The sequence below is a fragment of the Nonomuraea sp. NPDC050478 genome (genome assembly GCF_044458265.1).
GTDB lineage: Bacteria > Actinomycetota > Actinomycetes > Streptosporangiales > Streptosporangiaceae > Nonomuraea > Nonomuraea ferruginea.
Map to the genome: position 1 here is coordinate 715,257 of NZ_JBITHT010000006.1, position 17,502 is coordinate 732,758.

The 17,502-nt window shown below is 70.9% G+C and carries 19 protein-coding genes; 10 read left to right on the top strand and 9 right to left on the bottom strand.

Going from position 1 to position 17,502, the window contains the following annotated elements; genetic code table 11:
* The first annotated feature begins 151 nt into the window (after positions 1–151).
* A complete protein-coding gene (locus ACIBF7_RS32440) occupies positions 152–1,336 on the top strand; it encodes a cytochrome P450 (protein WP_271277221.1) in 1,185 nt (394 codons plus the stop codon).
* Positions 1,337–1,374: 38 nt separating this feature from the next.
* Positions 1,375–2,970 (top strand): ATP-binding protein, encoded by a 1,596-nt coding sequence (locus ACIBF7_RS32445; RefSeq protein ID WP_397198831.1) that lies wholly within the window; start codon positions 1,375–1,377, stop codon positions 2,968–2,970.
* A 27-nt stretch (positions 2,971–2,997) separates the two neighbouring features.
* Here ACIBF7_RS32445 and ACIBF7_RS32450 read toward each other — a convergent pair whose 3' ends face one another.
* From ACIBF7_RS32450 to ACIBF7_RS32465, 4 genes are all read right to left on the bottom strand, one after another.
* Positions 2,998–3,714: a hypothetical protein gene (locus tag ACIBF7_RS32450; RefSeq protein WP_271279967.1), complete on the bottom strand. Its 717-nt coding sequence runs from the start codon at positions 3,712–3,714 to the stop codon at positions 2,998–3,000.
* A 321-nt stretch (positions 3,715–4,035) separates the two neighbouring features.
* Positions 4,036–4,440, bottom strand: coding sequence for a DUF2000 family protein (locus ACIBF7_RS32455; protein ID WP_148029390.1), 405 nt, complete (start codon positions 4,438–4,440; stop codon positions 4,036–4,038).
* Between the two features lie 51 nt (positions 4,441–4,491).
* Positions 4,492–5,313 carry an SRPBCC family protein gene (locus ACIBF7_RS32460; protein ID WP_397198832.1) on the bottom strand — a complete coding sequence of 274 codons (822 nt, stop codon included), beginning with the start codon at positions 5,311–5,313 and terminating at the stop codon, positions 4,492–4,494.
* Entirely contained in the window at positions 5,310–5,864 is a 555-nt protein-coding gene (locus tag ACIBF7_RS32465) for a helix-turn-helix domain-containing protein (RefSeq protein ID WP_148029388.1), read from the bottom strand. The genes ACIBF7_RS32460 and ACIBF7_RS32465 overlap by 4 nt, the downstream gene beginning before the upstream one ends.
* Before the next feature lie 52 nt (positions 5,865–5,916).
* Here ACIBF7_RS32465 and ACIBF7_RS32470 point away from each other — a divergent pair, with 52 nt between their 5' ends.
* Positions 5,917–6,729: an AraC family transcriptional regulator gene (locus ACIBF7_RS32470; RefSeq protein WP_364236967.1), complete on the top strand. Its 813-nt coding sequence runs from the start codon at positions 5,917–5,919 to the stop codon at positions 6,727–6,729.
* 4 nt (positions 6,730–6,733) lie between these two features.
* Here the strand turns inward: ACIBF7_RS32470 and ACIBF7_RS32475 are convergent, their stop codons facing one another.
* Positions 6,734–7,759: a GDP-mannose 4,6-dehydratase gene (locus ACIBF7_RS32475; RefSeq protein ID WP_148029387.1), complete on the bottom strand. Its 1,026-nt coding sequence runs from the start codon at positions 7,757–7,759 to the stop codon at positions 6,734–6,736.
* Positions 7,760–7,972: 213 nt separating this feature from the next.
* Here ACIBF7_RS32475 and ACIBF7_RS32480 point away from each other — a divergent pair, with 213 nt between their 5' ends.
* The 4 genes from ACIBF7_RS32480 to ACIBF7_RS32495 all read left to right on the top strand — a co-directional run bounded on the left by ACIBF7_RS32480 (position 7,973) and on the right by ACIBF7_RS32495 (position 12,111).
* Complete coding sequence (locus tag ACIBF7_RS32480) at positions 7,973–9,214, top strand: glycosyltransferase family 4 protein (RefSeq protein WP_372452505.1); 1,242 nt, start codon at positions 7,973–7,975, stop codon at positions 9,212–9,214.
* A 31-nt stretch (positions 9,215–9,245) separates the two neighbouring features.
* Positions 9,246–9,962, top strand: a complete 717-nt coding sequence (locus ACIBF7_RS32485) for a class I SAM-dependent methyltransferase (RefSeq protein ID WP_148029385.1) — start codon at positions 9,246–9,248, stop codon at positions 9,960–9,962.
* Positions 9,959–10,999, top strand: a complete 1,041-nt coding sequence (locus ACIBF7_RS32490; protein WP_148029384.1) for a prenyltransferase — start codon at positions 9,959–9,961, stop codon at positions 10,997–10,999. Before ACIBF7_RS32485 ends, ACIBF7_RS32490 begins: the two co-directional genes overlap by 4 nt.
* Before the next feature lie 140 nt (positions 11,000–11,139).
* The gene (locus tag ACIBF7_RS32495; RefSeq protein WP_187280960.1) at positions 11,140–12,111 is read left to right on the top strand and encodes a DUF1702 family protein; all 972 of its coding nucleotides are present in this window, start codon (positions 11,140–11,142) and stop codon (positions 12,109–12,111) included.
* Positions 12,112–12,120: 9 nt separating this feature from the next.
* Here the strand turns inward: ACIBF7_RS32495 and ACIBF7_RS32500 are convergent, their stop codons facing one another.
* Positions 12,121–12,756 carry a class I SAM-dependent methyltransferase gene (locus tag ACIBF7_RS32500; RefSeq protein WP_187280959.1) on the bottom strand — a complete coding sequence of 212 codons (636 nt, stop codon included), beginning with the start codon at positions 12,754–12,756 and terminating at the stop codon, positions 12,121–12,123.
* A gap of 78 nt (positions 12,757–12,834) precedes the next feature.
* Here ACIBF7_RS32500 and ACIBF7_RS32505 point away from each other — a divergent pair, with 78 nt between their 5' ends.
* From ACIBF7_RS32505 to ACIBF7_RS32515, 3 genes are read left to right on the top strand one after another with little or no spacing between them, the layout of a single operon-like run.
* Complete coding sequence (locus ACIBF7_RS32505) at positions 12,835–13,290, top strand: pyridoxamine 5'-phosphate oxidase family protein (RefSeq protein ID WP_148029382.1); 456 nt, start codon at positions 12,835–12,837, stop codon at positions 13,288–13,290.
* Entirely contained in the window at positions 13,287–13,478 is a 192-nt protein-coding gene (locus ACIBF7_RS32510; RefSeq protein ID WP_148029381.1) for a ferredoxin, read from the top strand. The genes ACIBF7_RS32505 and ACIBF7_RS32510 overlap by 4 nt, the downstream gene beginning before the upstream one ends.
* Before the next feature lie 15 nt (positions 13,479–13,493).
* Positions 13,494–14,579: a Zn-dependent alcohol dehydrogenase gene (locus ACIBF7_RS32515; protein WP_148029380.1), complete on the top strand. Its 1,086-nt coding sequence runs from the start codon at positions 13,494–13,496 to the stop codon at positions 14,577–14,579.
* 62 nt (positions 14,580–14,641) lie between these two features.
* Here the strand turns inward: ACIBF7_RS32515 and ACIBF7_RS32520 are convergent, their stop codons facing one another.
* From ACIBF7_RS32520 to ACIBF7_RS32530, 3 genes are all read right to left on the bottom strand, one after another.
* Positions 14,642–15,238, bottom strand: a complete 597-nt coding sequence (locus tag ACIBF7_RS32520) for a hypothetical protein (RefSeq protein WP_148029379.1) — start codon at positions 15,236–15,238, stop codon at positions 14,642–14,644.
* A gap of 110 nt (positions 15,239–15,348) precedes the next feature.
* Complete coding sequence (locus ACIBF7_RS32525; protein WP_148034296.1) at positions 15,349–16,356, bottom strand: sugar phosphate isomerase/epimerase; 1,008 nt, start codon at positions 16,354–16,356, stop codon at positions 15,349–15,351.
* The gene (locus ACIBF7_RS32530; RefSeq protein WP_187280958.1) at positions 16,353–17,501 is read right to left on the bottom strand and encodes a Gfo/Idh/MocA family protein; all 1,149 of its coding nucleotides are present in this window, start codon (positions 17,499–17,501) and stop codon (positions 16,353–16,355) included. Before ACIBF7_RS32530 ends, ACIBF7_RS32525 begins: the two co-directional genes overlap by 4 nt.
* Between the last annotated feature and the right edge of the window lies 1 nt (position 17,502).

A 17,502-nucleotide genomic window follows, 5' to 3' on the forward strand; every position in this document is an offset into this window, starting at 1 on the left:
ACATCGGAGGACATCACAGGCTTACGCGCAGGTGAAACAGCCGTTACAGGTTGACCGGCCGCTTTCCCGTCAACTTGACGGCCGTACAGACGCGTAATAGAACCCGTTTCAGCAGGGTTTCGCGAAGTGTTCGATCAAGAGGGTGAGCCGGGTGCACATCGACCTCGTAGACCAGGACCGTTACGCTGACGCGGGCCCCCCGCACGAGCAGCTCGCCTGGCTCCGGGAGCACGATCCGGTTCACTGGCACGAGGGCGAGCCGGGATTCTGGGCCGTCACCCGCCACGAGGACGTGGTGCACGTCTCGCGCCACTCGGAGCTGTTCTCGTCGGCACGGAAGCTGGCCCTGTTCAACGAGATGCCCGAGGAGCAGCGGGCGCTGCAACGCATGATGATGCTCAACCAGGACCCGCCCGAGCACACCCGCCGCCGCTCCCTGGTCAACCGCGGCTTCACGCCGCGTGCCATCGGCGCACTCGAACAACACATCCGCGACATCTGTGACGACCTGCTGGACCAGCTCGGCACCGAGGCCGACTTCGTCACGGAGGTCGCCGCCCCCCTGCCGCTCTACGTGATCTGCGAGCTCCTCGGCGCCCCCGTCGAGGACCGTGACAAGATCTTCAACTGGTCCAACCGCATGATCGGCGCCCAGGACCCCGACTACGCCGCCTCCCCGGAGGAAGGCAGCGCCGCCGCCGCCGAGGTGTACGCCTACGCCAACGAGCTGGCGGCCAAGCGCCGCGCCAACCCGCGCGACGACATCGTCACCAAGCTCCTGCAGACGGACGAGAACGGCGAGACGCTGTCGGAGGACGAGTTCGACCTGTTCGTCCTCCTGCTGGTGGTGGCCGGCAACGAGACCACCCGCAACGCGGCCTCCGGCGGCATGCTCGCCCTGTTCGAGCACCCCGGCCAGTGGGACCGCCTGGTCGCCGACCCCTCGCTGGCCGCCACGGCCGCCGACGAGATCGTCCGCTGGGTCTCCCCCGTCAACCTCTTCCGCCGCACCTCCACCAGGGACCAGACGCTCGGCGGCAAGACCATCAAGGAGGACGACAAGGTCGTCGTCTTCTACTCCTCCGCCAACCGCGACACCTCGATCTTCCCGGACGCCGACGTCTTCGACATCGGCCGCAACCCCAACCCGCACATCGGCTTCGGCGGCGGCGGCGCCCACTTCTGCCTGGGCAACCACCTGGCCAAACTGGAGCTCCGCGTCCTCTTCGAACAGCTCGCCCGCCGCCACCCCCGCCTCCGCCAGACCGGCCCCGCCCGCCGCCTGCGCTCCAACTTCATCAACGGCATCAAGGAACTCCCGGTCGCCATGAGCTGACGACGTCCGCGACACAGGGGTGGTGACAGTATGTGACCATGCGACCACCCCCAGCGAAGACCTTCAACACCGCCGGTCCGTGTGACCCCCGGCTTCACTACATGATCCCGCCCACGCCGCGGCTTCCCGAGGCGCGGGCGCTGATCGACCTGGACCGGTACTTCGTGGTCCACGCGCCCCGGCAGACCGGCAAGACGACCGCGCTGGAAGCCCTGGCGTCCGAGCTGACCGCCGAGGGTGACACCGCCGCCCTGATGTTCTCCTGCGAGACCGCCAAGGCCGCCGGCGAGGACGTCGCCCTCGCGGAGTCGCTGCTGCTGGATTCCCTCCGCGACGCCGCCGAGTGGTCGGGATGGCCGGAGGAGCTGCTGCCGCCGGATCCCTGGCCGCACTCCTCTCCCGGCAGCCGGCTCCGTGCGGCGTTGCGTGAATGGTGCCGCCGCAGCCCGCGCCGGGTGGTGCTGCTCCTGGACGAGATCGACGCCCTCCAGGGCAACAGCATGATCAGCATCCTCAGTCAGCTCCGTGACGGTCACAACTCGCGGCCGAAGGGGCGTCCGTTTCCCGCGTCCGTGGTGCTGTGCGGGCTGCGCGACGTGCGTGACTACAAGGTCGCCTGCGGCGGCGACGCCGACCGGTCGAACCCGATCAGCCCGTTCAACATCGTCACCAAGTCGCTGCGCCTGGGCGACTTCACCGCCGGCCAGATCGGCGAACTGTACGAACAGCACACGGAGGCGACCGGACAGGAGTTCACCAAGGACGCCGTCGACCGGGCCTTCGAGCTGACCCAAGGACAGCCATGGCTGGTCAACGCCCTCGCCCACGAGATCATCGTGGAGATGGGGGTGACCGATGCCGTCACCGTCGCGCGGGTGGATGAGGCCAAGGAGCGGCTGATCCGGGCGCGGGCCATGCACCTGGACTCTCTGATGGCGCGGTTGCACGAGCCCCGGGTCAAGCGGGTGATGGAACCGATCGTGGCCGGCGACCTCTACACCGACTCCGCCTTGTCCGACGATCTGTCCTACGTCCGTGACCTGGGGCTGATCAAGCAGAAACCCCCGCTGGAGGTGGCCAACCCGATCTACCGGGAGGTCATCCTGCGCGTGCTGGGCGATTCGTCGCAACAGAACGTGCGCGCGGATCCGCGGAGTTTCGTGCTGCCGGACGGCCGGTTCGACCTGCCCCGGCTGCTGGAGGAGTTCGTGGTCTTCTGGCGCGAGCACGGCGAGGTGCTCATCCGTCAGGAGAACTACCACGAGGCCGCCTGCCAGATCATCCTCATGGCCTTCCTGCACCGCCTGGTCAACGGCGGCGGCTACCTCGATCGCGAGTACGCCGCCGGCACCAAACGCCTCGACGTGCTCGTCCGCTGGCCCTACACCGGCCCGGACGGCGAACGCCTGGTGCAGCGCGAAGCGATGGAGCTGAAGGTCTGGCGAGCAGGCAAGGACGACCCGCTGACCGAAGGGCTGGCCCAGCTCGACGGCTACCTGGACCGGCTCAGCCTCACCACCGGCGTCCTGGTGATCTTCGACCGGCGCCCCGAGGCCGCGCCATGGAACCAGAGAGGCGCCTTCGAGGAGGCGACCACCCCGTCCGGCCGCCAGGTCACCGTTCTCCGTGGATGACCCCGAACGCGCCACGTAAAGGGGGTTCTACCCGTACCACCTGCCGCGGCGGGAGGTGCGGGGGCGGCGGGTGGCGCGGATGCGGGCGAGGATCCGCACCATGCCCTCGGGGCCCGGCTGCCACCCGCCCTCGATCAGGGCGTTGGCCACGGCCTCCAGGAGGTCGGCGGCCCGGCCGGGGATGACGTCGGGGCCCGCGACGACGATCCGCCAGCCGAGGCCGCGCAGCTCCTCCCGGCGCGACTCGTCATGGCGGCGGTCGGCGGGGGTGGTGTGATGCTCGCGGCCGTCGTACTCGACCGCCACCTTGTAGGCCTCCCATCCGAGGTCCAGGCAGGCGTGGCGGCCTCCGGGGAGAGTGACGCGGAGCTGCGGAGCGGGTCTGGGCAGCCCGCAGTCGGCGAGCATCATCCTCAGCAGGCTCTCCCTCGGGGACGCGGCCCGCCGGTCGGCGAGGGTGAGCACGTCACGGGCGCGGCCGGAAAGGGTGCGGTGCCACAGCGGGCCGAGGTCGACGCCCCGGCGCAGGAACTGGTCAAGCACCACCACCGCCTCGGCCCTGGGCAGCCAGTGGGCGCAGTCGAAGGCGGTCCTGGCGGGGGTGGTGACGCGGATGCCGGCATGGTGGGTGACGTCGCCGGCGAGCAGGGCCGCCGGATAGGTGACGCAGCCGGGAGCGTCCAGCCCTTCCGGGGTGATCAGCTCCAGGGGTTGCAGCGTGCCGAGGGGGTGCGACGTCTCCACGCCCCAGACGCGTGCCGCGCTCGCCCGGCACACCACGGCCTCGGGAATCGCCCGCGTGACCCGCCGGGCCTGGACCAGCAGGAGGACCCGTTCGCGCGCCCCTGCCCGCTTGCGCTCCTTCTGCGGGACCGGCTGAACCGCCGGGCCGAAACGGGGCTGCGGCTCCCGTGGCCTCCAGGAAGCATCGTCAGACTCACCGTGAGTACGGTCCGCGGGTTCAGACGATGTGGAGGCGGTCATGGGTTCAGGGTGCACCGGTGGCCCGCGCAAAGCGGGAGGTGAGCGGGGTTCTGTGGATGGGCGACGGCCGTCCACAGGACGTCACGGGTGCAGGTGGAGGCCCTTGAGGGTTTTGTCCACGGCGTTCTTGGGGCCGTACACCGCCAGGCCGACGAGCTGCAGGTCCGGCGCCGCCACCGCGCGCACGGCGGCCCGGTTGGCGTCGTCGTGGCCCGTCTTGAACATCTCCTCGATGTAGACCGCCACCCGCAACCCCCGCGCCACGGCCTTCTCACGGACCGAGGCGAGCGAGCCGGCCGTGTAGACGAGCACCGGCTGGCGGAACATCGGCAGGTAAGCGTTGCCCGACCCGTCCTCGTACGGCTCCCCGATCGTCTCCGGCGCGCCGCCGGCCACGGCGCTCGCGAGGAAGGCGGTGACGTTCAGTTTCTGCCAGGTGGCCAGGTCGTCGCGGACCACGATGCCGATCTTCGTGTCGAAACGCATGGCGTCCAGGCTGCCGTCACCGCCCCCCCGGGGTCTTGAACGCTGGTGCGGCTATCCGGCCAGCACCGGCTGCCAGCCGGGCACCTCGTGGTAGCGGCGCAGCTCGGCCAGCCCGGCGAGGTTGCCTCCCCAGGCGGCGAAGGGCGGGCGGTCGAAGCCGCTCTGGATCATGGTGAGCCGGGTCTTGCCGCCGGTGCCCTCCAGCTCCCAGGTGCCGACGCCGGTGGCGCCCCAGTCGACGCTGACCTTGCGGTCGGTCTCCAGCTCCAGGATCTTGGCCGGGTGGGGGTTGTTCTCGATCCGGCCCATCGCGAACCGCCCGCCGACGTGCGGCTCGATCTCGATCGGGTAGCCGAACCAGCGGGTGGCCGACTCGGAGTCGATCAGCGAGTGGAACACCTGCTCCGGGGACGCGTCGACCAGGACCGAGGCGCGCAGGTCGCCGGTGGCGGTGAAGTCGATCTTCGGGGTGAGCTCGCGGCCCTCGAAGTGCTCGGCCAGGTTGGTCAGCGCCAGGCACCAGTACGTCTGCAGCACTCCCCTGATCGAGCTCTCCGCCAGCGCCTCCTCCATGCTGAAATGGCTCTGCTCGACCGTGACGATCGTGGTCTCGGGCCCCTCCTCCTCCAGCCGGAGCTCGGTGGTCGTCTCGACGCCGTCCAGCGTCCAGGCGAACCGGACCGTACGGTCGTCGGCGTGCAGCAGCCGCTGGTGCGGCGCGTCGCCCTCGGGGGTGTGGCGGCCCCAGAAGGCGTAGCGGTCGGGCAGCTCCACCTCGGCGTGCTCGGCGAGCCAGACGCGCAGCGCGGCGGGGTCGGTGAGGGCGTGCCGGACCTCCTTGACCGGGGCCTGCACGCGGGCACGAATGATCATGGGCTCTCTCCCTTGGGGTAACAGGCGAGGGCGAGCTTGAAGGCGTCGCCTTCGGCTCCCCCGTAGCGCGTGAACAGGTCCCGCATCACGGTCTGCAGGTCGTCGAGGAACTCCTGCCGCTGCTCCGGCCGTACGTGGATCTCGCCGGACAGGCCGATGGACGGCAGCTCCGGGGCGGTCCTGTCGAGCGCGGCGATGTCGGCCTGGACCTCCTCCATGAGGTCGAGCAGGTAGCCGAGGCTGAGCTCGTCGCGTGCCCTGGTCAGCCCGATGCGGCCCACCAGGCGCGGCGACAGCCAGTAGGAGCGGGCGCCGGCCTGGTAGATGCCCTCGCTGATGCCGCGCACCTTGCGCTCGGCCACCTGGTCGACCAGCCCCGCGTCCACCAGCCGCTTGACGTGGTAATAGACCCGCTGCGGGGTCTGACCGAGCCGGGCCGCGACCTCGCTGCAGGTGCGCGGCTCGGCGAGCTGCCGCAGCACCTCGACGCGCTGCGGCTTGAGCAGCGCCTCGGCCTGCTCGATCTCTTCCAGATACAGGACTTCTCTCATCGCAAAAATCATCCTTTACGTAAAAACACTGTTTGTCAATAGAATCGGAGGCGTGGCACGTGAATGGTCCCGCTACTGGAGGTCTCCCGACCGGCCGATCGAGGCCATGCACGCCCACTTCGCGCGCCACGTCTACCACCGGCACAGCCACGAGACCTACTCGTTCGGCATGACCGAGGACGGCGCGCAGTCGTTCACCTGCCGGGGGTCGGCGCACACGAGCACCCCGGGCATGGTCATGGCCTTCAACCCCGACGACCCGCACGACGGCCGGCCCACCGACGCCCTCGGCTTCACCTACCGCATCGTCCATCTCGGCCCCGGCCTGATGTCGGAGGTGCTCGACGACCTGGCGGGCCGCCGCACGGGCCTGCCGCTGTTCGCGGAGCCGGTGGTGCACGACCCGGCGCTCGCCGCCGCCCTGCGCGCGCTGCACGCGGCCCTGCTCGGCGGCGCGCCCGCGCTGCGCCGCGACGAGCTGCTCGCCGACACGGTCAGGGCGCTGGTACGGCGCGCGGCCACCGGGGCGGTCACCGTGGCGGGCGGCTCCGGCGGGGTGGCGGCCAGGGTCAGGGCGGTGCTGCGTGACCGCCCGCTCGACGACGTGACGGCCGACGACCTGGCCAGGGAGGCGGGCACCAGCAGGTTCGCCGTCTACCGGGCGTTCCGCGCCGCCTACGGGATGGCGCCCAGCGACTACCAGCGCCTGCTCAGGCTGCGGGAGGCGCGACGGCTGATCGCGGGCGGGACCCCGATCGGCGAGGTGGCGGCGCTCACCGGGTTCGCCGACCAGAGCCATCTGACGCGCTGGTTCGGCCGCTGCTTCGGGCTCACCCCCGCCGCCTACCGCGCCGCCGCCTTGTGACCCGTCACGGCCAGGAGGACTCCTGGTCGGGGTCGCCGCCGTCGGTCAGCAGCCGCAGGTCCGACTCGACCATCATCGCCACCAGCTCGTCGAACGACACCGTCGGCTCCCAGCCGAGCTGCACCCTGGCCTTCTTCGGGTCCGCGCACAGCAGGTCGACCTCGGCGGGCCGGTGCAGCGCCTGGTCGGTGACCACGTACCGCTCCCAGTCGAGCCCCGCCGCCGCGAACGCGGCCTCGGCCAGCTCCCTGACGGACTTCATCCGCCCGGTGCCTATCACGTAGTCCTCGGGCTTATCAGCCTGGAGCATGAGGTGCATGGCGCGCACGTAGTCGCCGGCGAACCCCCAGTCGCGCCGCGCCTCCAGGTTGCCCAGCCGCAGCTCGCCGGCCAGGCCGAGCTTGATGCGGGCCACCCCGAGCGAGACCTTGCGGGTGACGAACTCGGCCCCGCGCCGGGGCGACTCGTGGTTGAACAGGATGCCGGAGACCGCGAACATCCCGTACGACTCGCGATAGTTCTGCGTGAGGAAGTGCCCGTACGTCTTGGCGACCCCGTACGGCGAGCGCGGGTGGAAACCGGTGCTCTCGTTCTGCGGGGTCTCGCCGACCTGGCCGAACATCTCCGAGGAGGAGGCCTGGTAGAAGCGGATCTGCCCGCCCGACGGGCGCCCGCCGCGTGAGACGCCGGAGCACACCCGGATGGCCTCCAGGACGCGCAGCACGCCCATCCCGGTGACCTCGGCCGTCAGCTCGGCCTGCTCCCACGACATCGGCACGAACGAGATCGCGCCGAGGTTGTAGACCTCGTCCGGCTGAACGCGTTCCACCGCGGAGATCAGCGAGCCCTGGTCGAGCAGGTCGCCCCTGACGAGGTGGACGTCGGCCAGAAGCTTGCGGATGCGCGACACGCGCGGGTTGGCCTGGCCGCGGGCCAGCCCCCATACCTCGTAGCCCTGATCGAGCAGGTGCTCCGCCAGATAGGAACCGTCCTGGCCGGTGATGCCGGTGATCAGAGCGCGCCTGGCCAAGGGTCCTCCAACTCTCGCCTACCCGGGGAATACTATCTAGAACACGTTCCACCGAACAACGCTCGGTCAGGCTAATGCCGCAGTTCGCACGGCTTGTCCGTGTGACTGTGAACCATTCCAGATGACCTACCGAATGGTAGCCTTCTCGGACTAAGGTCATCTTTCACGGTACACGCCCGCGTTCCGGGCCTACCGGCGGAGAAAGGGGTGTCCGTGAGCACGGACTCGCTGCGGATCGCGCTGCTGTCCTACCGCAGCAAGCCCACCTGCGGCGGCCAGGGCGTCTACCTCCGCCACCTGAGCCGCGAGCTGGTCGCGCTCGGCCACCACGTCGAGGTGTTCTCCGGCCAGCCGTACCCCGAGCTCGACGAGGGCGTCATCCTGCGCAAGGTGCCCAGCCTCGACCTCTACCGCGACGAGGACCCGTTCCGCACCCCCAGACTCGGCGAGTACCGCGACTGGATCGACCTCCTGGAGGTCGGCACCATGTGGACCGCGGGCTTCCCCGAGCCGCTCACCTTCACCCTGCGCGCCCACCGCGAGCTGAAGAAGCGCGTCGGCGACTTCGACGTGGTGCAGGACAACCAGACCCTCGGCTACGGCCTGCTCGGCATCCAGAAGCTGTTCCCGGTGGTCGGCACCATCCACCACCCGATCAGCGTGGACCGGCGCATCGAGCTGGAGGCCGCCCAGGGCGTCAAGAAGCTGACCATGCGCCGCTGGTACGGGTTCGTGAAGATGCAGGCCAAAGTGGCCCCCCGGCTGAACCCGATCCTGACGGTCAGCGAGTCGTCGCTGGCCGACATCCACCGCGACTTCAACGTGCCGCAGGCCAACATGCGCCTGATCCCGCTCGGCGTCGACACCCGCTACTTCCACCCCCGCCCGGACAAGCCCCGCCGCAAAGGCTCGATCGTGGCCGTGGCCAGCGCCGACTCCCCGATGAAAGGGGTCGCCACGCTGCTGCGGGCCGTCGCCAAGCTGGCCACCGAGCGCGACGTCAACCTCACCGTGGTGAGCCGGCCGACCCCCGGCGGGCCCACCGAGCAGCTCGTGCAGGAGCTGTCGCTGCAGGACCGGGTCCGGTTCGTGCACGGGATCTCCGACGACGAGCTGGGCGAGCTGATCGCCACCTCGGAGATCTCGGTCGTCCCCTCGCTGTACGAAGGGTTCTCACTGCCCGCCGTCGAGCACATGGCCTGCGGCACGCCGCTGGTGGCCAGCCGTACGGGGGCGCTGCCGGAGGTCGTGGGCGACGCCGCGGTCCAGGTGTCGCCGGGCGACGCCGAGGAGCTGGCCGCGGTGCTGCGCCGGCTGCACGACTCGCCGGAGGAGCGCGAGCGGGTGGGCCGGGCCGGCTACGACCGGGTCATGGAGCGCTACACCTGGCACGTGGTCGCCAAGAAGACCGTCGAGGCCTACCGGGAGGCCATCGCCGCCCGCCGGTCCCGCTGATCGCCCGTCCGAAGACAGGAGAACGTTTCTCGTGCTGACCGTCGACTTCGACCGGCTGCCCGTGGGCCCTGGGGTGCGCGTGCTCGACCTGGGGTGCGGCGGTGGCCGGCACGCCTTCGAGGTGCTGCGCCGCGGCGCGAACGTGGTCGCCTTCGACATGGACCAGACCGAGCTGGACAGCGTGGCGGCGATGTTCGCGGCGATGGACAAGGCGGGCGAGGTGCCCGGCGGGGGCACCGGCGAGACCGTCCAGGGCACCGCGCTCGACATGCCGTTCGAGGACGCGAGCTTCGACCGCGTGATCGCCGCCGAGGTGCTGGAGCACATCCCGGACGACATGACGGCGATGCGGGAGATCTTCCGGGTGCTGAGGCCCGGCGGCACGGCCGCGATCACGGTGCCGAGCTTCCTGCCCGAGCGCATCTGCTGGGCGCTGGACGAGGACTACCACACGGCCCCCGGCGGGCACGTGCGCATCTACACGCTGGCCGAGCTGTCGGCCAAGCTGAAGTCCACCGGGTTCGTCATCGGCCCGCACCACCACGCCCACGGCCTGCACGCCCCCTACTGGTGGATCAAGTGCGCCGTCGGCGTCAACAACGACGACAACCCGCTGGCGAAGGCGTACCACGAGCTGCTCGTGTGGGACATCATGAAGCGCCCTCCCGCCACCAGGATCGCCGAGGCTCTGCTGAACCCGATCATCGGCAAGAGCGTCGTGCTCTACGTGCGGAAGCCCGAGGCGTGATCTCGCGCGAGCAGGTCGTACAGACGGCCGAGAGCATCGCGGCCATCCAGCAGGACGACGGGGGCGTGCCCTGGCCCGAAGGACACGTCGACGCGTGGAACCACATCGAGTGCCTGATGGCCATGGCCGTCGCCGGGCTGCGCGAGCCGGTCGAGCGGGGCTACGCCTGGCTGGCGGCGCACCAGCGCGAGGACGGCTCCTGGCCGATGAAGGTGGTCGGCGACGCCGCGGTGGAGCGCGGCGGCGAGTCCAACCACGCCGCCTACATCGCGGTCGGGCTCTGGCACCACTGGCTGGTGACCGGCGAGCGGGCCTTCGCCGAGGAGCGCTGGCCGATGGCCAAGGCGGCGCTCGACTACGTGGCGGGGCTGCAGACCGAGCGCGGCGAGATCGTCTGGGAGCGCGACGCGCACGGCCGGTCGGCCACCTACGCGCTGCTGACCGGCTGCGCCTCCATCCACCAGGGGCTGCGCTGCGGGGTGCTGCTGGCCGACCGCCTGGGCGACCCGCAGCCGCACTGGGAGCTGGCCGCCGACCGGCTGGCGCACGTGCTCGCCGCGCACCCGGAGGCGTTCGCCGACAAGAGCCGCTACTCGATGGACTGGTACTACCCCGTGCTCGGCGGCGCGGTGCGCGGCCAGGCCGCCTTCGAGCTGCTGGAGCGGGAGTGGGGCACGTTCGTGGTCCCCGGGCTCGGCATCCGCTGCGTGTCGGACCAGCCGTGGGTGACCGGCGCGGAGACGTGCGAGCTGGCGCTGGCCCTGGACGCGCTGGGCGACCGTGACCGCGCGGTCGCGCTCTTCGCCGACATGCAGCACCTGCGGCACGAGGACGGCTCGTACTGGACGGGCTGGCAGTTCGCCAACCGCAAGCACTTCCCGTACGAGCGTTCCGGCTACACGTCCGCGGCCGTGATCCTGGCCGCGGACGCCCTGCAGGGGCTCACCGGCGGGGGCGGGATCTTCCGCGACACCGCCGCGCCGTCCGGCCTCACCGGCCGCCCGGAGCTGTGCGGCTGTACGCCCGCGCGGGCGTGACGCGCAAGCGGTTTTGCCGCGTCTTTGCGCGCGAGGCCCGTGCGGCTCCGTGAAAGCGCCCAATGCGGTTACTAGCTTCGGGAGCGACCGTACGAGGCGTCTTCGGGGGAAGCGTGGGCGACACGGGCACGACATCGTTCTTGGAGCACGCCGGAACCGAGCCGGTGGCGAGCCCGGCCCGAGGATGGCGGCGGCTGCTGTCGAGGGATCCGAGCGAATCGGACCTGAGCAGGCGGAGGTTCCGGCTCACCCGGCCGGCCTCCAGGGCCGTCATCGAAGGCGCGGAGAAGTCCTACCTCACCGGCTTCAACGCGGTCGTCTCACGGAATGTCGAACGGATCGAGGACATCTCCCGTGATCAGCTGGCCTTCGCCTACGAAGGGGCGGGGGCCGCGTGCGCGGTGCTCGATCTGGTCACCCTGACCCGGGGCCGGCGCCTTCGCGAGCTACTGGCCGGCCCCGCCGCGCACCACGCGTTCGCCGCCCATCTGGGCGCCGGCCGCGGCTACGCCATGCTGCGGATGCGGCCGGTGCGCGCCGCCCGGCGGGCCCACCCGCTGCTGCGCTGGCTGGCGCTCGACGGGTTCGGGTTCCAGTGGAGCATGGCGCGGGCCGACCGGATGGTGGGCGAGCGGGCCATGCCCGACCTGCTGTCGCGGGCCCACTGCGCGCTGTTCGACCAGGGGCTGGGGCGGCTGCTCTGGTATCACGACTGCGCCTCGCCCGACGACGTGGCGGCCAGGATCGCCGCCTATCCGGTGGCGCGGCGGGCGGCGCTGTGGAGCGGCGTGGGCTTCGCCGCCGCCTACACCGGCGGCGCGGAGGCCGACGAGCTGTGGTGGCTGACCGAGCACGCGGGCGCCGACGGCTTCCGCTCCCACCTGGCGCAGGGCTGCGCGTTCGCCGCGACGGCAAGGGCACAGGCGGGGCACCTGCCGGACCACGTGGCGCAGGCGGCGCCGATCCTGGCGGGCGGCACGGCCGAGGAGGCCGTCGCCTGGGCCGACCGGGCGCTGCTGACCCTCCCGGACGACCCGTGCGGCCACGAGGAGTTCCTCGCCTGGCAGGCGCACACCCGCCGCCTCTGGCTGCGCCGCCACCAGCCGGCCTGACCCGGCGCGCTAGATGCCGTCGGCGACGCGTTCCAGGACGCGCAGCGAGCCCGTCACGCCGACCTCGGCGAACGCCCCGGACTCCAGCGCCCGCAGGTAGACGCGGTAGGGCGCCTGGCCGCCGTCGGCGGGGTCGGGGTAGATGTCGTGGAAGACGAGCGCCCCGCCGGGCATGACGTGCGGCGCCCAGCCCTCGTAGTCGCGGGTCACCGGCTCCTCGGAGTGGCCGCCGTCGATGAACAGCATGCCGAGCGGCGTCGTCCACAGCTTCGCCACCCGGTCCGAGTGCCCGACGATCGCGATCACCTCGTCCTCCAGCCCGGCGGCCGCGATCGTGGCGCGGAACGTCGGCAGGGAGTCCATCTTGCCGAAGCGCAGGTCGACCAGCGTCGGGTCGTGGTGCGCCCAGCCGGGCTGGATCTCCTCGGAGCCGCGGTGGTGGTCGACGGTGACGACCACGGAGCCGGCCTCGCGGGCGGCGGCGCCGAGATAGATCGCCGACTTGCCGCAGTAGGTGCCGATCTCGCAGATCGGCCCGCGGGTCCCGTACGTCCGAGCCACCTCGTACAGGGCCAGGCCCTCCTGCGCGGGCATGAACCCCTTGGCGTGCTCAGCTGCGTAGAGCAGCGCGGGCGGCATCGTCATGCCCAGCACCCTAACGGCACCGAATCTTATTCGGGCGACCCCTTGCCCGCCATTATGCAACCTGTTCTACTTGGCAGCGTGAATCAGCGCGCTCGCATCTCCATGTCCGAGGAAGAGGTCGCCGCGTTCCTGGAAGCGGGACGTAAGCTCCAGCTGGCCACCATCAACGCCGACGGCACGCCCCACCTCGTGACCATGTTCTACGGCCTGGACGACAAGGGCAGGATCACGTTCTGGACGTACGCCAAGTCGCAGAAGGCGCTCAACCTGGCCCGCGATCCGCGGGTGAGCTGCCTGGTCGAGCTGGGCGACGACTACAGCGAGCTGCGCGGGGTGCTGGTGTACGGGCGGGTCACGCCGCAGGACAGCCCTGAGGACGTGCTCGACGTCGGCATGCGGGTGGCCCGCCGGATGACTCCCGGCGTGGCCGACGAGCAGCTGCGTCCCTACGTGGAGCACACCGGGCGCAAGCGGCTCGCCTACGTGGTCGAGCCTGTCAAAGTGGTCTCATGGGATCACCGGAGAATCACGTGAAAGTCAGTGTCGACGAGCTGGTCTGCGAGGCCAACGCCGTCTGCATGGGCCTCGCGCCCGAGGTCTTCGAGCTGGATGACGACGACCAGCTCCACATCCTGCTCCCCGAACCACCCCCCGAGATGCTCGACCGCGTCCGCCACGCGGTGCGGTCCTGCCCCAAAGCCGCCCTCTCCCTTGAGGATTAGCCGGAGGAGGAAACCATGCGCGCAGCTCTCCTGCACGCCGTAGGCGACGACAAGCTGGACATCCGCGACGACATCACGCTGGCCCCCGTCGGGCCGGGTGACGTCCGCGTACGGATCAAGGCGACGGGCGTCTGCCATTCCGACCTGTCGGCCATGACCGGCGTGCTGCCGCAACCCGTGCCGCTGATCCCCGGCCATGAGGGCGCGGGCGAGGTGGTGGAGGTCGGCGAGCACGTCGGCTCGGTCCAGCCGGGCGACCACGTGGTGATCAGCTGGCGGCCGGCCTGCCAGGAGTGCGACCTGTGCCTGGGCGGCCAGCCCTTCCTGTGCATGAAGTACATCATCGAGTCGTTCACCAAGGGCAACTTCCGCTTCGGCGGCGGCACCACCGCCTTCGGCATGGCCGGCTGCGGCACCTGGGCCGAGGAGATCGTGGTCCCGTCGGTGGGCGTCGTGAAGATCGACCCCGAGGTGTCGTGGGAGGCGGCGGCGCTGATCGGCTGCGGCATCACCACCGGCGTGGGCGCCGCGATCAACACCGCCAGGGTGCGCCCCGGCTCGACGGTCGCGGTGATCGGCTGCGGCGGCGTCGGCCTGTCGGTGATCCAGGGCGCGCGCATCTCCGGCGCCCGCACGATCCTCGCGATCGACCCGCTGGAGTCCAAGCACGAGCTGGCCAAGAAGGTCGGCGCCACCCACGCGGTCACCCCCGAGGGCGTGCCGGGCGCGCTGGCCGAGCTCACCGGCGGCGCCGGCTTCGACTACGGCTTCGAGGTCGTCGGCAAGTCGGCCACCATCCAGTCGGCCTGGCAGATCACCCGCGCGGGCGGCGACGTGATCGTGGTCGGCGCGGGCGCGGCCGACGACATGGTCTCGATCTCCGCCTTCAGCCTGCTGTTCGAGGGCAAGAACCTGCTGTCGAGCCTGTACGGGGAAGCGGACGTCCGCCATGACTTCCCGTACTTCGCCAAGCTCTACAAGGCCGGGCAGCTCGACCTGGAGTCGCTGATCAGCTCCCGCATCAAGCTCGCCGACCTCAACGACGCGGTGGCCGCGCTGAAGAGCGGCGAGGTGCTGCGCCAGATCGTCATCATGGACTGATCGCGGTTTCGGTCGCCGGCGCCCGGGTGGATCGTCCCGGGCACCGGCGGCCGCAGGAGGTCTCAGCCATGGCCGTGGGTCGCGCCGGCCGGGCACTTCACGCTCGGGTTCCACTGCTCGAACATGCCCTTCGGATTCTCCTTGAAGATCCAGAGGTGCAGGTCGTAGTGGATGGGCATGCCGTCCACGTGCGGCCCCATCGGCCCCTGGAACTCGTGCCCGAGCAGCGTGGGCCGGTCGTCGACGGTCGCGATGCGCTGGTCCCTGTCGCGCTGGAAGTATTCGACAGCCCCCAGCTCCCGCCCGCCGTGGCCGTCGGGCACGTACACGAGGATCTCCGGACGCATCAGCTCGATTTTCGGGTCCTCGATGAGCCGCGTGTTGGCGTAGTGGTAGCCCATGCCGCCGAGCCGCTCACCGCCGGGCAGCGTGTACGGGAACTCCCAGCAATCGTCGGCCCTTTCGTACCCGTCCTGCTCGGCGACCTTCGGGTCCTTGTACTTCGCCGTCGCCTGGCGCAGCTGGTCGAGCCAGTCCGCCGGAGGGGTGTCACTCCGGTCCACGTCGACGCCCTCCGCCTGGGCCGTCGCCGCGGCGGGCAGGACGACGACGGACGTCGCGCATGCGGCGGCCAGGAGCATGGATGCGATTCTTCTCATGCCCTTGTTTGTCCGCTAACGCCCCTCGTGTCAAACACCGAGGGTTTCCAATTCTTCACTGACGGTCAGCGGCGGGCGAGGGCCTCGGGTCCGAGGCCCTCGCCCGATGGTCAGCCGCTGCTGAAGGCCGCGTCGAAGGCAGCCGTCGGCGGGGTGATCGAGTTCATGGTGCGGATGTACGACAGCGCCTCCCTGGCCCCGTCGAGCCGGTCCATCCCGGCGTCCTCCCACTCGATCGAGATCGGTCCCTCGTACCCGATGGAGTTCAGCGCGCGGAAGCAGTCTTCCCACGGCACGTCGCCGCGGCCGGTGGAGACGAAGTCCCAGCCGCGCCGCATGTCCGCCCACGGCAGGTGCGACGACAGGCGGCCGCGGCGGCCGTCGCCGACGCGGACGCGGGTGTCCTTGCAGTCGACGTGGTAGATGCGGTCGGCGAAGTCGAGGATGAACGCCACCGGGTCGAGGTCCTGCCACACCATGTGGGACGGGTCCCAGTTGAGCCCGAACGCGGGCCGGTGGCCGATGGCCTCCAGGGTGCGCACGGTGGTGTGGTAGTCGTAGGCGATCTCGCTCGGGTGCACCTCCAGCGCGAACCGCACGCCGACCTCGTCGAACACGTCCATGATCGGGTTCCACCGGTCGGCGAAGTCCTGGTAGCCGGCGTCCACCATGGAGGCGGGCACGGGCGGGAACATCGCGACGGTGTGCCAGATGGACGAGCCGGTGAAGCCGACGACGGTGTCGACGCCGAGCAGGGCGGCGGCCCTGGCGGTGTTCTTCATCTCCTCGGCGGCGGCCTGGCGCACCGACTCGGGGTCGCCGTTCCCCCAGATGCGGGCGGGCAGGATCGCCTTGTGCCGCGCGTCGATCGGGTGGTCGCAGACGGCCTGGCCCACGAGGTGGTGGGAGATGGTCCACACCTTCAGGCCGTGCTTGTCGAGCTGGGCGCGCTTCTGCTCGACGTACGACGGGTCGGAGACGGCCTGGGCGACGTCGAAGTGGTCGCCCGAGCAGGCGATCTCCAGTCCGTCGTAGCCCCATTCGGCGGCGAGCCGGCACACCTCCTCGAACGGCAGGTCGGCCCACTGGCCGGTGAACAGCGTGACGGGTCTCATCAGTCCTCCACGGTGGTGTAGCGGCTGCCGTCGGCCGCGCTGCGCTCGACGGCGGCGAGCACGCGCTGGACGCGCAGCCCGTCGGCGAACGACGGCGTGGGATCGGCGCCCTGGCCGATGGCCTCCAGGAAGTCCTTGATCTCGTGGGTGAACGTGTGCTCGTAGCCGAGGCCGTGGCCGGGCGGCCACCACGCGCCCACGTACGGATGGTCGGGTTCGGTGACGAGGATGCGCTCGAAGCCGCGCCCGCCGTCGCTGACCCACAGCTCGTTCATCGCCTCGAAGTCGAAGGCGAGGCTGCCGAGCGAGCCGTTGAGCTCGATCCGCAGCGCGTTCTTGCGGCCGGTGGCGAACCGGGTGGCCTCGAACGAGCCGAGCGCCCCGCCGGACAGCCGTCCGACGAACAGGGCGGCGTCGTCGACCGTGACGGCTCCCCTGCCGGAGCCGCCGCTGGCGGCCAGGCCCGCAGAGCCTTCGGCCAGCGGCCGCTCCTTGATGAACGTCTCGGTCAGCGCGGACACCCCGACGAGGTGCTGGCCGGCGATGAACTGGGCGGCGTCGATGATGTGCGCGCCGATGTCGCCGAGCGCGCCCGAGCCGGCCTTGTCCTTCCGCAGCCGCCACACCAGCGGGAAGTCCGGGTCGACGATCCAGTCCTGGAGGTACTGGGCGCGCACGTGGCGGATCTCGCCGAGCCGGCCCTCCTCCACCAGGCGGCGGGCCAGCGCGATGGCGGGCACCCGCCGGTAGTTGAACGCCACCATGCTCTTGCCGGTGGCCGAGGCGGCGGCCGCCGCCATGGCCTCGGCCTCGGGCACGGTGTTGGCGAGCGGCTTCTCACAGATGACGTGCTTGCCGGCGCGGAGTGCGGCGATGGCGATCTCGGCGTGCGTGTCGCCGGGCGTGCAGATGTCGACCACGTCGACGTCCGCCCGCCCGACCACCTCCCGCCAGTCGGTCACCGCCTCGTCCCAGCCCAGCCGCTCGGCCGCCGCCTCTGTGGCGTCCTTCGACCGGCCCGCGATGACCCGCATGCGGGGCGTGACGGGCAGGTCGAAGAAGGCGGCGACGTTGCGCCAGGCCTGGGAATGGACGCGGCCCATGAAGGCATAGCCGATCATGCCGACGCCGACGGTTCTGTCTGACATG